The sequence below is a fragment of the Fictibacillus phosphorivorans genome, from assembly GCF_007673525.1.
GTDB classification, from domain to species: domain Bacteria; phylum Bacillota; class Bacilli; order Bacillales; family Fictibacillaceae; genus Fictibacillus; species Fictibacillus phosphorivorans_C.
The window spans coordinates 2,799,629-2,812,811 of record NZ_VDZU01000001.1 but is presented as its reverse complement, the minus strand read 5'-3'; the positions used below and the strand labels follow the sequence as shown (position 1 = coordinate 2,812,811).

Annotated in this window: 14 protein-coding genes and 1 pseudogene; 7 read left to right on the top strand and 8 right to left on the bottom strand. The window is 37.1% G+C overall.

Annotation, left to right across the window (positions count from 1 at the left end):
• Window positions 1-18: 18 nt before the first annotated feature.
• The 4 genes from FS458_RS14060 to FS458_RS14045 all read left to right on the top strand — a co-directional run bounded on the left by FS458_RS14060 (window position 19) and on the right by FS458_RS14045 (window position 2,665).
• Window positions 19-780, top strand: a complete 762-nt coding sequence (locus tag FS458_RS14060; protein ID WP_144701494.1) for a Nif3-like dinuclear metal center hexameric protein — start codon at window positions 19-21, stop codon at window positions 778-780.
• A 144-nt stretch (window positions 781-924) separates the two neighbouring features.
• Window positions 925-1,485 (top strand): tyrosine-type recombinase/integrase, encoded by a 561-nt coding sequence (locus FS458_RS14055; RefSeq protein ID WP_144701491.1) that lies wholly within the window; start codon window positions 925-927, stop codon window positions 1,483-1,485.
• A 22-nt stretch (window positions 1,486-1,507) separates the two neighbouring features.
• On the top strand, window positions 1,508-2,416 hold the full coding sequence (locus FS458_RS14050; protein WP_370630092.1) for a YitT family protein: 909 nt from the start codon (window positions 1,508-1,510) through the stop codon (window positions 2,414-2,416).
• 18 nt (window positions 2,417-2,434) lie between these two features.
• Complete coding sequence (locus FS458_RS14045) at window positions 2,435-2,665, top strand: DUF3953 domain-containing protein (protein WP_144701489.1); 231 nt, start codon at window positions 2,435-2,437, stop codon at window positions 2,663-2,665.
• Between the two features lie 38 nt (window positions 2,666-2,703).
• Here the strand turns inward: FS458_RS14045 and FS458_RS14040 are convergent, their stop codons facing one another.
• Together FS458_RS14040 and FS458_RS14035 are read right to left on the bottom strand one after the other, a co-directional pair.
• The gene (locus FS458_RS14040) at window positions 2,704-3,252 is read right to left on the bottom strand and encodes an HAD-IIIA family hydrolase (RefSeq protein WP_144701487.1); all 549 of its coding nucleotides are present in this window, start codon (window positions 3,250-3,252) and stop codon (window positions 2,704-2,706) included.
• Window positions 3,253-3,264: 12 nt separating this feature from the next.
• Entirely contained in the window at window positions 3,265-3,690 is a 426-nt protein-coding gene (locus tag FS458_RS14035; RefSeq protein ID WP_144701485.1) for a PH domain-containing protein, read from the bottom strand.
• A 285-nt stretch (window positions 3,691-3,975) separates the two neighbouring features.
• On the opposite strand from FS458_RS14035, the gene FS458_RS14030 reads away from it, so the two are divergent.
• Window positions 3,976-5,655: a hypothetical protein gene (locus FS458_RS14030; RefSeq protein WP_144701483.1), complete on the top strand. Its 1,680-nt coding sequence runs from the start codon at window positions 3,976-3,978 to the stop codon at window positions 5,653-5,655.
• 49 nt (window positions 5,656-5,704) lie between these two features.
• On the opposite strand, the gene FS458_RS14025 is transcribed toward FS458_RS14030, so the two are convergent.
• Entirely contained in the window at window positions 5,705-6,727 is a 1,023-nt protein-coding gene (locus FS458_RS14025; protein WP_144701481.1) for a C40 family peptidase, read from the bottom strand.
• Between the two features lie 885 nt (window positions 6,728-7,612).
• Window positions 7,613-8,174 (bottom strand): annotated as a pseudogene (locus tag FS458_RS21275) (site-2 protease family protein); the annotation flags it as partial.
• A gap of 196 nt (window positions 8,175-8,370) precedes the next feature.
• On the opposite strand from FS458_RS21275, the gene FS458_RS14015 reads away from it, so the two are divergent.
• Complete coding sequence (locus FS458_RS14015; protein WP_144701477.1) at window positions 8,371-8,775, top strand: hypothetical protein; 405 nt, start codon at window positions 8,371-8,373, stop codon at window positions 8,773-8,775.
• A 39-nt stretch (window positions 8,776-8,814) separates the two neighbouring features.
• On the opposite strand, the gene FS458_RS14010 is transcribed toward FS458_RS14015, so the two are convergent.
• The 3 genes from FS458_RS14010 to FS458_RS14000 all read right to left on the bottom strand — a co-directional run bounded on the left by FS458_RS14010 (window position 8,815) and on the right by FS458_RS14000 (window position 11,455).
• On the bottom strand, window positions 8,815-9,177 hold the full coding sequence (locus tag FS458_RS14010; protein WP_144701475.1) for a hypothetical protein: 363 nt from the start codon (window positions 9,175-9,177) through the stop codon (window positions 8,815-8,817).
• A 187-nt stretch (window positions 9,178-9,364) separates the two neighbouring features.
• Window positions 9,365-9,943 (bottom strand): GNAT family N-acetyltransferase, encoded by a 579-nt coding sequence (locus FS458_RS14005; RefSeq protein ID WP_144701473.1) that lies wholly within the window; start codon window positions 9,941-9,943, stop codon window positions 9,365-9,367.
• 15 nt (window positions 9,944-9,958) lie between these two features.
• Entirely contained in the window at window positions 9,959-11,455 is a 1,497-nt protein-coding gene (locus FS458_RS14000) for an HD domain-containing phosphohydrolase (protein ID WP_144701471.1), read from the bottom strand.
• 305 nt (window positions 11,456-11,760) lie between these two features.
• Between FS458_RS14000 and FS458_RS13995 the strand changes: the two genes are divergently transcribed.
• Complete coding sequence (locus FS458_RS13995; protein ID WP_144701469.1) at window positions 11,761-12,489, top strand: TraR/DksA C4-type zinc finger protein; 729 nt, start codon at window positions 11,761-11,763, stop codon at window positions 12,487-12,489.
• 41 nt (window positions 12,490-12,530) lie between these two features.
• Here FS458_RS13995 and FS458_RS13990 read toward each other — a convergent pair whose 3' ends face one another.
• Window positions 12,531-13,166 (bottom strand): LysE family transporter, encoded by a 636-nt coding sequence (locus FS458_RS13990; protein WP_144701466.1) that lies wholly within the window; start codon window positions 13,164-13,166, stop codon window positions 12,531-12,533.
• Between the last annotated feature and the right edge of the window lie 17 nt (window positions 13,167-13,183).

Sequence of the window (13,183 nt, the reverse complement as noted above, 5' to 3'; positions counted from 1 at the left end):
GAAATGGGAGATATCAGTATGAAAATGAATGATTTTGAAAATTTGATCACCCAACTATTTGGAGTATGGCTTAAAGAGTTTGAAAACGAGGGGGAATATGGTTTTACGCATAAAGTTGAGAAAGAGATCAAGGTGGTCGCTTATGCTACAAACTTAACGCCAGAGACTGTAGAGAAAGCTCATAATAGTCGAGCAGATCTCTTGATCACCCATCATGATGCTTGGGATTTTGTGTATGGAATGAAAGAGGCTTGCGAGGATGAATTAAGGAAGCATGATATCTCACATTATTTCACTCATTACCCTCTAGATTTTGTGGAATTTGGCACGAGTACAGCTTTATTCGAACAAATTAAAATCGATGAAATTACGACCTTTTCCACATTTAAGGATAATCAAGAGTTTCCAGGTATCGGCCTCTATCATAAGCCACTTTCATTTATGGAACTTAAAGAGAGACTTGAACAGGTGTTGGGAGAACCGGTAAAAGCATGGGAAAATCATGATCGTCCAATCAACAAAGTAGGAATTCTTACAGGTGCAGGAAATCATACAGCACTTATTCAATACGCTAAGAAACAAGATTGCGATGCATATATTACGGGAGAACAATCATTGTATTCCGTTCAGTATGCAAAATTTGCAGGCATTCACTTGTTTGTGGGAAGTCATACATTTACTGAAATTTTTGGAGTAGAGAACTTGGTGGTTCGAATGAAGGAAATCTATCCAAATGTAAAAATGGTTAGAATACAGGAAGAACATATAGAATCGTATTGAGTTAAACCTTCTAATTTTTAGAGGGTTTTTTCTTTTAGGAAAAGTAAAGATTAATAAAAGCAAAAAGTGAGCATATCTTTTCTAATGTTACATAACCCTTTGGTATAATAGTATTAAGTAACATCATATAAGGTGGATATTCAGATGGAATATGTTGAAGCTTTAAGAGATATTAAAGAGATCAATGCGATTAAACGTTATTTAAAGAAAAGCTCCGTACGTGATTATGTTCTATTTGTTTTAGGAATCAACACGGGTTTGAAAATTACTGAATTGCTTTGCATGCAAGTAAAAGATTTACTATCGGAAGATTTAATCGTCTATGATTTTTATTCTGTTCCCAATAAAGAGGGAAATAGAGAAGTTTTCTTAAACGAAACCGTGAAGAAGATCATTGCTCAGTATGTTGAATGTGCAGAACTAAAGCGAGAGGATTTTTTATTTCTATCCAAGAAAACTAAGTTGCCGATTACTCGACAGCAAGCATATCGAGTCATTCATCAAGCTGCAGAACATGCAGGGATCAAAGGTAAGATTGGTACAAACTCGATGCGAAAAACATTCGGCTACCATGCCTATAAAAGAGGAGTAGCCATATCTCTATTACAAAGACATTTCAACCATTCAAGTCCTTCTGAAACACTTAAATATTTAGGGATCTCTAGGGAAGATCCTCTTAAAACACAGATTGACGTAAGATTATAAGGGAAAGCGTGGAGGTACACTTATGACAGGAGAAGCGATTACAAATACGCAAGCCATGGAACAGATTAAAAAACAACACCGAAAGCTAACCAAAGGAAAACTTGCTACTAGAGCGATCCTCATAACTTTCGGAGCCATACTGATGGCAGTCGGACTAGAAATATTCCTAGTACCGAACAATGTTATTGATGGTGGGATAGCGGGTATCTCAATCATGCTATCACATATAACAGGATTAAAATTAGGACTCTTTCTATTCGCATTGAACTTACCATTTATTTTTGTTGGTTATAAGCAGATCGGAAAAACGTTTGCTTTCTCAACATTATACGGAATCATCGTTCTTTCAATCGCAACCACTCTATTGCATCCAGTTCCACCGTTTACAGACGATTTATTATTAGCAACTGTTTTTGGCGGTATCTTTATCGGAGTCGGGATCGGAATGGTAATCCGAAGTGGTGGATCATTAGATGGTACAGAGATCTTAGCTATACTCTCAAATAACAAACTGCCTTTTTCTGTTGGTGAAATTATAATGTTCTTTAATATCTTTATTCTCGGAGCGGCAGGTTTTGTTTTCACATGGGATAGAGCGATGTATTCTTTGATCGCATACTTTATCGCTTTTAAAACGATTGACTTAACGATTACAGGTCTTGAGGAATCCAAGTCGGCTTGGATCATCAGTGATAACCATAAAGAAATCGGAGATGCTATTCTTCATCGCTTAGGACGTGGAGTTACATACCTTAAAGGTGAAGGCGCGTATACGGGTGACGAAAAAGGTGTAGTATTCTGTGTCATCACACGTTTAGAAGAGGCAAAACTCAAAGATATTGTCGATGAATTTGATACGAGTGCCTTTTTAGCGATTGCTGATATTGCTGAAGTAAAAGGCGGAAGGTTTAAGAAAAAAGGAATTCATTAAAGTAGAGGAGAGGTTTCTATGTTTCGTAAGGTGAAAATTGCTTTTTCTGCAGTCGTCTTATTACTTGCGATCTATAGCATAACTACAGGAAATCTTGATATTACTCCTTTTACTACTCTAGTACTAGCTTTATTATTACTTGTTATGGGATTTGAAGAACGGCAAAAAAAGAAAAAATGGATCAGCTATTTCTGTTTTTTTGCATTTGCATTCAACTTTTATGTCTTTGTACAATCCTTACTTATTTAATAGTAAAAACGCCTTGATTTTTTCGAGGCGTTTTTTATTTATTTCACATGTTGGATTGTATTCGTATGCTCAAACAACCATGTCATTCCTTCTTTTAAAGTTGCTGCAACATGATCAGGTTGAATAATAGAAGAGGTATGATTTTGATTCCATGATGCTTTGCCAGAACCAGTCAGAACTAATATGGCCTTGCATCCAGCCGTTTTGGCAGCTACAATGTCTGTCCATCGGTCACCAAACACGACACACTTTGACAGATCCAGCTGATGATCACTTGCCGCCTTTTTTAACATACCAGTAGAAGGTTTTCTGCATTCGCAACCTTCTGAATGGTGGTGTGGACATAGATACACATCATCAAATCCAAACGCCGTTAATTCAGTGAAAAAGTCTGTTTCGGCTGCAGCACCACGACTGATTCCAGGTTGATTCGTGAATGAAAAAACGGGAATGTTTTTGGATTTGAGATTTTGAATCACTTCTTCTGTATAATGAAAAAGTTTAAAATCCCCTGGATATTCAATATGATCCGAACCGCCGATCGTTCCATCACGATCTAAAAATACAGCTTGATAGGTTTCATTCATCAATAGCAGCTCCTAATCATATTTGATAGTTGCATTCGGACATCTTTCACTTAATTCTTGTAAAAATTCATCTCGATTTTTTGGAGAGATAAGAGCCATTCCAAACTGGTACGTAATATTGATTCGTTTTAATGAGAGTGCGGGACTTGATATGGGATTCAGTGTCTTATGTGCATATGAGATTTCACGATATGGAATTCTTTTGTTGATCGGACCACTTCTAATAATTAGTTCATCTTCATCTAAGACATAATAGGTTGTAAACCACAGCCAACTGATAAAGCCAATTAAGGCAAGATTAATAATGACCGTAATCAATATTCCTAGAAGGTTTGCCTTTTCTGTTATTAAGGCATATGTACTGATATAAGCGCCATAAGCAACAGCGCCCCAGAGGATCAATCCAAGCCACCAATCTTTTTTTGATGAGTATTTCATCGTGTAACAACTCCTTTTAAGAATCAGTAATTAGTGGAGCACAAACGACTATTTAGTTTATTTCTTGTTGCCTTTGTAAGTAGTAATTTCCGCATAAACAATAACCCTAACCGCACATCCTTTATATTCCATTATATAGTAAAAAGGATTAGAGCTGCAGTTCAGTTGTTTCTAAATAAGTTAGCTTTTTTCTTATTCAAAATATGTTATGGAACTTTTTACATATTCAATCGTATTGCTTAATAGGGTTAAGAAGTAAATGAATGTTAAAAAAGGGGATAGTTTATGAACATCTTGTTATTTTCCATCATTGTAGGGCTTGCTGCAGCATTAGTGATCTTTCCGATTTCTAGCAGCAAAAAGCCGGTTAAAAAAGAGAAGAAAAACAATCTGACTGGGGCAATGATCGGTATTATCATTTGTACCGTTCCTGTTGTATTTGCTTTCTACTATATAACAAATCTCGATCGCAATATTTCTTCCATTTGGATATTAGCGATTATTGTTACGGCTATTGGTGCGTTTTTTGCAACTGGTAAAGAGAGATTGATCAAGCTAGTCTTATTTCTTATCAGTTTGATGATTGGTATCTTTTTTCTTACTGCTGGACTATTTAATTCGGGTGAAAAATATCAGTCATCCAAAATGGCAGAAAAGACAGAGATCGAGTCTTTTGATGAGAAAGAAACTCCGGCAAGTGTGCCGCCTAAATTTGCAAGAAATAAAATGAGAAAGTCGTTTGGCCAAGTACCAAATACAAGCTTTTATGAACTAGGAAATCTGCAGATCCAAAAAGTGGATGGTAAATACGTATATATCGCACCCGTAGAGTTCTCTGGACTTTTTAAGTGGTGGAACGGTGATGTAACACCTGGTTATTTTACATTAAGTGCTACTGATTCATCAGCAAATCCGAAGTTTGTTAAATCTGAGATGAGTTATACACCATCTTCGTATTTTAATAAGAACGTTGAACGTCATATGCGTTCAAGTTTTCCAGAATACATTTTCTATGGCAAACCACAGCTAGAGATCGATGATAATGGGAAGCCGTTTTACATTCGCTCCTATGGAGAGTTCATCTCAGCTCGTAACGGCTTTAAAGTAGAAGGTATTGTTGTTACAGATCCGGAGAATGGGAATACAAAGAAATATCTGATCAAGGATATTCCAGCCTTTATTGATGGCGCTGTATCTCCAGAAACAGTGAGCCTTCAAAACAGCTATTTTGGTAACTATGTTCATGGTTTTTGGAACAGCAAATTCGGTAAAAAAGATGTAAAACTGCCTTCTGATGAAGGAACGGAAGCGAATGTGAGCCCGATCTTTGATGAGAATGGGGATATGTTTTACTTTACCGACTTCACAAGTCCGAAAGAGGGAGTCGACTCTATGCTCGGTTATTCATTAACAGATGCTAGAACGGGGAAGGCAACCTATTATACTGGTAATCTCGAAGAATCTTATATGGATTCTGAAGGAGCTTTAGAGATCATAGAAAAGAAATTTATCGAGAAAAAATGGGACGGCGAGATGCCTGTACTCTATAACTTCTATGGAGAAGCAAGCTGGCTGACTCCTGTTCTAGATTCGAATGGATTTTTACAAAACTATTTTATCGTTTCTGCTGCAAATCCAGAGATCTCTGTATATGCCAATACACCGAATGCTGCAATAAAACAATATAAAACAGCATTGCAACGAGGTGGAGGAACAGTGGACGGAACATCAGATGCTGAAGAAAAACAGACTTCAGGAACCGTTCTTCGTGTATATAAAGAAAAAGTTGGAGATTATACGACCGTATCGTTCTTGTTGGATAACCGTAAAAGCTACATCGTATCTTCAGAAAGTAATCCGCTAGCCATCTATTTAAAAGAACAAGATAAGGTTAATGTAACTTTTCAAAATACAGGAGAAGCATTCTTACCGGTAACGGAGATGAAAATAGAAGGTTTAGAATAATAGAAGGTAATAAAAAAGCAGAGCACATTTCACCGTGCTCTGCTTTTTGTTATGGTTGTGGAATGTAACGACGTGCACCTGAGAACTCTTCTGCATAAGCAGGTGTTGAGATGGGATCAAGTCTTACAGTAGAAGCTGTATTTGGAGAGTGGATCATCATACCGTTTCCTGCGTACATTGCAACATGGTGAACGCGTCCTTTTCCTTTTTCATAAGAAAAGAACATTAGATCCCCTGGCTGCAGTTGATCTTTATTAACGATCAGCCCTTCTTTAGACTGTGGGCCAGAGTCTCGTGGAATAGTAATGCCGTTTGCTTTATGGATGGTGTGTGTAAATCCGGAACAGTCGAATCCAAATCCTGATGCACCTGCCCATAAATAAGGAAGACCGAGAAATTTCTTAGCTTCTTCTACAAGAGCTTCTCCAGTTGGAACAGGGATATCACTTTCACTTTTGTATACTTTTGCATCTTTCGCATCAAGCCAACGAACTTTTCCTTGTGGTGTTAAAACAGCGATCGTTTTTGAGACTTTCTTAATAACGGGTAACTTCGTGTTATAACTTATTTCAAGTTCTTTTTTATGTCCGAATGGTCCTTTAGAAAGCCACGCTGTTGGGCTCGTGACTAATGCAAAGTGCTTTCCTTCAGCTTCACTGAAATGTTTAGAATAAGTTAATTGTGAAAGAGGCATCCATCCCGGATAGCCGAGCTCGTTTCTAGGAGTAGGTTGGCCGTAGACCGCTACTTTTACCCAATCTTCTTGTTGTTCTAAAATATGTACCTTTTGACCGTATAGCGCTTGTGTTTCAAGTTCTCCAACTAACCAAAGCTTCTCGTCATAAGTCATACTTGTTGACCACCTTCGTAAGTCAACAGGGTGGGAAACGGATGGGGAATCTACAGGTCTTGCTGCATTTGGTCCTACCCAAAGAGTCGCTGCAGCAACATTCACATACATGTCTTTTCCAACCACGTCTTTGTTAGGTGTTCCTTTTTCAGCTGAAGCTGTGTTTGAGAATATACCAAGTATGACAGCGAGTGAAAATAAAACTTTAAGAAATTTTTGCATCGTGATATTCGCTCCTTTTTTTCTATTTTTCTACACCATTCGTGTTATTGATGAGGCATACCTTTTATCTATCCAAAAGATAAGTCAAAAAGCCCTTTGTACGTTTATGAATTTCTGTTGCCAATGTACTAAAAACAAGTTCATGCAGGTATAAAGAAGGGTATAAAAAAACACCTCTATTAAGAGGTGCTTTTTAGGTCTAGCTGATTAAGAAACGATTTGCATCCATAAGTTGATTGCCGTATACAACAAAAGCAGATAAGACACCTGCTAACAATAGATACATGATCAACACGATCACTTTTGTTTTTGTGTTTGAGACGTAATAGTTCTTTGTTTGTTCAAATTGTTTCTCTGTTTTCGCTTTTTCTGATAACAGGCTTTGTTCATATGCTTCAAACAAGCTGCTATGGCTAAAGTTCTGAAGCTCTGGTAAAGATGCGATTTCTTCAGGATCAGCTTCTTGATACATGTTTTGAATATATTCTCTCTGACGTTGATTGCTCTCATATTCTTTTAAAAGTGTTTGTAAGAAACGTTCACGATTGTTTAATATTTCAATTTCTACTAATGTACGATGCTTACGAATCTTTTTCTTATCCTGTAGAACAGGAAATGAAGAACCAGAGGGCATATTTCGTTTTAGTCTATCTTTGGCAACTCTCACATCTTCTAAGTAAGTTCCGATGATATAACCAAAGTTCGGCATGTCTTTGTACTCATCCATCTCTTGATTGATCACAGTAAGTTTCTCTTGTTCGGATTGAAACAAAGTAAGCGTTTCTTTTAACTTGTTTTGTTCGAAATCTTCACGAACTCGTTTCCACCAAGTTAAGATACCGAAAATGAAGATTAAGAAAATGATTGGATCTGGTGATATGAACAAATAAGGTAGAACAAGTAATAAGCCGATGAACCAGATCTTAGTAGATAGAACCCCAACGATTCTTCCGCCATCGAGTGGTGAGACAGGGAACAAATTAAATAAGTTGATCAGAGCCCCTAAAAAGATGACCAAGCCCCAGAATGGTTCTGCAGTCGCTTCATACAGAAACACAGCTGGTAAGAAAGATAATAACCCGAACAATGGTCCTGCATACGCGATATAAGCTTCGTCTTTAGCATTTTTAGGCATCTCTTTCATACCAATCGCCGCCCCCATAAAGGGGATGAAAATCGCTGGAGATGTTTTAATTCCTTTTTGTTTAGCTGCGACTAAATGGCCCATCTCATGCACAAAAATAAGATAAACGATGGCTACTGCGAATTTCCAGCCATAAAACGCCGCATATGCACCAAGTGATATAAACATGGAGATGAGTGTTGCAAATTTCCCTAATTTAAGCAGGCTGAACACCCACTTTAATTTACTTAACAGAAACAAACCTATTCCCGCTATGATGGTCCATATACGGGATTGGTTTTGTTTTTCAGCTTTTTGAGCCATGTACGAATCCCCCAACTATAGTTTCTTATTTCTATCTTATAGGAAATACGTTGAAAGGGGAAAGAAGTTTCTCTTTTAGAAAAATCCTTTATAGACGGTTTTTTGGTAGAAAAATAGGGGTATACGACATTTAAGTACCCCTTTATTGGTAGGAAAGTGTTGCGAATGCTGTTATAGATAAGAAGGAGTGATGAGTTTGGCTTTACATGACCATCCATACATTAGTGATGCATTTGTAATGAACAAAGCAGAAGTGGTAAAAGCAGTTGAAACTTATTTATTACGTGAAGGTTATGAAACGGGAACTTGCCATGAGATTGATGGGGTAGATATGACAGCGACGAATGAATATCATACACTTCTCATCGCAGCGCAAGGAAATATGTCTGAACTACCTGGCTATCAAAACCAGAATGAATTTTGCCTTAAATTTGTAAATCTACTAAAAAGTCATGAAAAAAATCCTGCTAAAACCTTAGTACTGGCTCATCCTGACACTCCAAGTTATCGTGAAAAAGCGAATACGATCAAGCATGCGTTGGATGATTTAGGTATGGTAAGATTTTGGATTAAAGAAGATGGAACGATAGAGTGGGAATAACAATAGCTTAAAGAAAAGGCACCGGAAAAGATTCCGGTGCTATTTTACTTTTTCAATTGTATCATGGCTTGCTTCATATAATTCTGGCAAAACTTCCATCTCTTCAATTTCCCGTTTTGTTTTTTCTGTTCCTAATAAGTAGAGATATCTAAATAACTCGTATACAAGCTTACTGTCTTTTCCTCGATGGTATTTTGCATGTGATTCGGAAAAGTGTCTTTTTGGTGAGAAAATATCTAAACCTTCTTGTTTATTGTTCGCATGCATTTTAGCAAAAAGATGCTCTAGCTGTTGCTTCTCATCATAAGAAGCTAGAATCTCAAAATAATGAACATGGTCGTCAGTAGGAAGGGGCTGTAAATCACCTTTCGCCGTTACATAAAATGTACCTTTTTGTTCCATACCTGATTACCTCCTTTTTCCTTTTCATACCTCTAGTAAGTTACTTTGAAACCTATTTCGGACTAATGTAAGGCTATCTTCGTAAATAGGTGAATAGATAAGGAAGGCGCTCTTTGCCTTCATGGTCACTTCAAAAGCAAAAAGTTTTAATAGCAACAACCCTTTAAAAAAGAAAAAAAACAAGAAGCTAAAGACTAGTAGCTTCTTGTTCATACAAATCTGCGTTCTTTTTTAGTAGGGAATAGATGTACATATCATAATAGTGGTCGCCCACTCTTTGATGTTCCTGTAGTAATGCTTCTTCATGAAAACCAAGTTTAGATACTAACGCACGGGAAACTTTGTTTTCGGGTCTGATCACAGCAGCTATCCGATTAAATTCCATCCCGTTGAAACCGTAGTGAAGGATGGCTCGTAACGATTCGATCATGAAACCGTTATTCCAATAGTCACGATTTAGTTCATAACCAAGCTCTGTTCTTCGATCTGATTTGCTCCAATTGTGAAATCCGCAGGTTCCGATAAGTTTATCCTGTTCTTTTAAAATGATTCCCCAACGTATTGAACTTCCTGTAGCGAATCCTTTTTCAAACGCTTGAATAAGCTCATAGGCTTCTTCTTCCGTTTGTAAGGGTGCCATTCCATAATAACGTAAAGCGTCACTATCTGAGAAGACTGCATAAATCTCCTTTAAATCTGACTCAATGACTGGTCTTAGTCTAAGTCTATCTGTTTCAATAACTGGAAAATGATCGTATGTATTCAAAAATAACCTCCTGTTTTAAGAAATAGATTTTAATGACATCTCTTCAATAAAAAGTTGGGCTAAGTATGGATCCCATTGTGTGCCTTTTCCATCTTCCAAAATGGCCAATGCCTTTTCATGAGTCATCCCTTTACGATATGGCCGATCAGACGTCATTGCGTCATAAGCATCGGCAACAGCAATAATCCTTCCGAAAATAGGAATGTTTTCTCCAGCCAGCTGTTCAGGATAACCTTTTCCATCATAACGTTCATGATGATAACGAACCCCAGGTAGCAACGGTTGCATAGCATCATAAGGCTGTACTTGAGCAAGGATATCAGCACCTATTACCGGGTGCTTTTTTATTTGTTCAAATTCTTCTGATGTTAATTTAGATTCTTTTAGTAGAACTACATCGGGTATTCCAATTTTTCCAATGTCATGCAAAAGTGCAGCTTTCCGAAGCTGGACCAATTGTTGAAACGGCAATCCAGCCATCTGACCGATCTTCATCGCATAATCAGCAACTCGTAAACTATGTCCTGCTGTATATGGATCACGTGCATCCAAGGTTGCGGCCATCGTCGCAAAAAAACTTTCGAGCAGCTGCTTATTTTCATGCTCACGAGATTGTATCGCATGAGCCATATGGTTAAAACCCTTTATGAGTTTAGAAAATTCATCTGAATACAGATCATGAACTTTTGCATTAGAATTTCCGGTGCGGACTTCATACATTCCTGCTTGAAGTTCGTCCATAGGCTGCTGAATATCTTTAAACAATAAGTAGGCTCCATAGATAGCAAAAGAAATACCAATCAATAAGATAAAGAAAGCCCAGCTCCAATACGATCCATTCACAGGCGCTGATAGATGGTATAGTCGAACTTGATTCGCAAGTGCGAATAAAAGAAGTGGGAACGTACCAATAAATAAAGTGCTCCACTGAATTTTTCGTTGAATAGATATGTGTTTAGACGTTGCTAGAGACAGTATTTTCCCATGGTCCTTAAGCGTTCTTTCTTGAATGGTGCGAAGCACAGGCTGAACGGCCTTGGTGGTTAAAAAGAATTCAATTATCGCATGCATACCTGCTACTAATATCGCTCCGAGTGATGCAAGATACATGTAATAATAGGGAAGTGATAAATATTCTAGTGAGATGGCTATAGCAGTTAAGGATAGCGCTGGTATAGATAATCCTAACAGATGCGGACCGAGAATTCTCTTTACAGTTCTGATCGGGAAATGATGTGCATGAAAATATGTTTTTTCAGCGAGCTGTAAAGCAGGTTTTTGTTTTGAAAAGTAATTTTTAAAAATAGCTGTATGCATACGAAAGAAAACATATTCGAGTGAAAACATAATCACACAAGAAGTAAGAAGAATGCCACACAAGATCATAAATTCAAACATGGATAAACGGAGGGTAGTAAAAACAAATACTCCTCCCACTCCTAAAACGGCAGCGGTCGAACCAATCACATAATTTTTTAATAAACGCTTTTCAAAACTCTCATAGATCTTCATGATCCACCGCCTTTCTTACTATTACTTTAAAAAGATATTATTAGCATACCTTACAAAAAGTTGGAAAAAAAGCAATTTTTCAACACTTTAGAACATTTTTTGCTAAAAAATAGGTATTTCGATTTACAAGCGACTATTTGATGATTAAGAAACGGAAAAACAAACGGTGTTGTTCTATATAACAAAGGTAATAAGTTGTTGATTAGTATAGCATGCATGATTAAGGTGCAAAATACACAGGATGGATAATTATTCGGAATAAAGGGTATGAAATGGTATATCGAAGTAAGAAGGGAGATTGAATCATGGCATTATCTACACAAGAAATGGACCATTTTAAACAAATCTTATTATCACGAAAAGAAGAGATAAAAGGTATGAGAGAAAGAAACGAGTCTTTTGGTAATGATTCAGAATTTCCGAAAGAATCAACAGGCGAACTGTCTAATTATGATAATCATCCTGGTGATCTCGGCACAGAATTATTTGAAAAAGAAAAAGATATTGCTCTAAATGATCTACATGAAAAAGAGCTGGAAGATATCGACACAGCTTTAAAAAGTATCGATAAAGGTGAATACGGAATTTGTAAAACGTGTGGCAATGACATTCTGAAGGAACGTTTAGAGGTAGTCCCTTTTACGCTTTATTGTAAAGAGCATAGTCCTGCACAAAGTTCATCAGATGATCGTCCTATTGAAGAAGAGGTTATTGGTCCAGATTATAAAACAAGAAGCAATGACAATAAGGATGCTACTTTTTTTGATGGAGAAGATGCATGGCAGTCCGTTGCTAAATATGGTACGAGTGAAACGCCTTCAGACTTTACCGATCCTGATAAAAGAGACTATAACGAGATGTACGAAGACTCTGATGATGATGACGGATTTGTAGAAGAATATGAAAGTTTTGTTGCTACTGACATCACAGGAAAAGAAAGAAATGTTGTTCAGAACAGAAATCACGAGGAGTATGAAAAAGAGTTAGACAGAGAAGAAGAGAAACAATCAGATAGAGACAAGTATGATAAGTAAAAGACTTGAGGCGCTGGCTATTTCATAGCAGCGCCTTTTGTTTATGAAAGGATTGAAAACAATTTGTATGCAAGAAAGCTAGAGAAACCAATTAGACCGATTCCAGCAAATCTTGCTAGCCACCTTATCGTAATCTCATTAATCAAAAAACGAAAAAAATGGACGGTAAATGCAACGTTTAAATTCCACAGGACAATCCCTGCAATTATGCAAAGACTTAAAGCAATTCTGGTCATTTCATTTGTGGTAGAAGGTATGCTTTGAAGTGAACCGCCATATATGCCAAACCAGAAGATAAAATTATAAGGATTCATAAGAGCGATGACAAAACCTGTCCAGAAAGGTTTCTTGAGGTTTATCTTGTCGTCTATTAGTAAGGATAAGGTTGAGTCTGAATTTCTAATGGTCGAAATTCCTAAATAACTAAGCATAATAATTCCGATGATAAGCATGAGAATTGTAATCCATTCATGATGCAGAAAAGAAGTAAGTCCTAGAAATATCAAAGACATAAACAATAGATCCGCACATACTGCACCAATCCCAACGAACCAAGATGGCCAAAAACCACCAAATAGTCCGTATTTAATCATCTCAAGTTTAATTGGCCCGATAGGAATAGCTAAACTGATACCAAGCATAACAAAATGCATACTCAATATCATGATCTCGTTCAAAAGTGATCCTCCTATTC

Excerpts from the sequence above, each read along its gene's own strand:
- FS458_RS14060 (WP_144701494.1), top strand. The coding sequence starts at position 19 with ATGAAAATGAATGATTTTGAAAATTTGATCACCCAACTATTTGGAGTA.
- FS458_RS14055 (WP_144701491.1), top strand. The coding sequence starts at position 925 with ATGGAATATGTTGAAGCTTTAAGAGATATTAAAGAGATCAATGCGATT.
- FS458_RS14050 (WP_370630092.1), top strand. The coding sequence starts at position 1,508 with ATGACAGGAGAAGCGATTACAAATACGCAAGCCATGGAACAGATTAAA.
- FS458_RS14045 (WP_144701489.1), top strand. The coding sequence starts at position 2,435 with ATGTTTCGTAAGGTGAAAATTGCTTTTTCTGCAGTCGTCTTATTACTT.
- FS458_RS14040 (WP_144701487.1), bottom strand. The coding sequence starts at position 3,252 with ATGAATGAAACCTATCAAGCTGTATTTTTAGATCGTGATGGAACGATC.
- FS458_RS14035 (WP_144701485.1), bottom strand. The coding sequence starts at position 3,690 with ATGAAATACTCATCAAAAAAAGATTGGTGGCTTGGATTGATCCTCTGG.
- FS458_RS14030 (WP_144701483.1), top strand. The coding sequence starts at position 3,976 with ATGAACATCTTGTTATTTTCCATCATTGTAGGGCTTGCTGCAGCATTA.
- FS458_RS14025 (WP_144701481.1), bottom strand. The coding sequence starts at position 6,727 with ATGCAAAAATTTCTTAAAGTTTTATTTTCACTCGCTGTCATACTTGGT.
- FS458_RS14010 (WP_144701475.1), bottom strand. The coding sequence starts at position 9,177 with ATGGAACAAAAAGGTACATTTTATGTAACGGCGAAAGGTGATTTACAG.
- FS458_RS14000 (WP_144701471.1), bottom strand. The coding sequence starts at position 11,455 with ATGAAGATCTATGAGAGTTTTGAAAAGCGTTTATTAAAAAATTATGTG.
- FS458_RS13995 (WP_144701469.1), top strand. The coding sequence starts at position 11,761 with ATGGCATTATCTACACAAGAAATGGACCATTTTAAACAAATCTTATTA.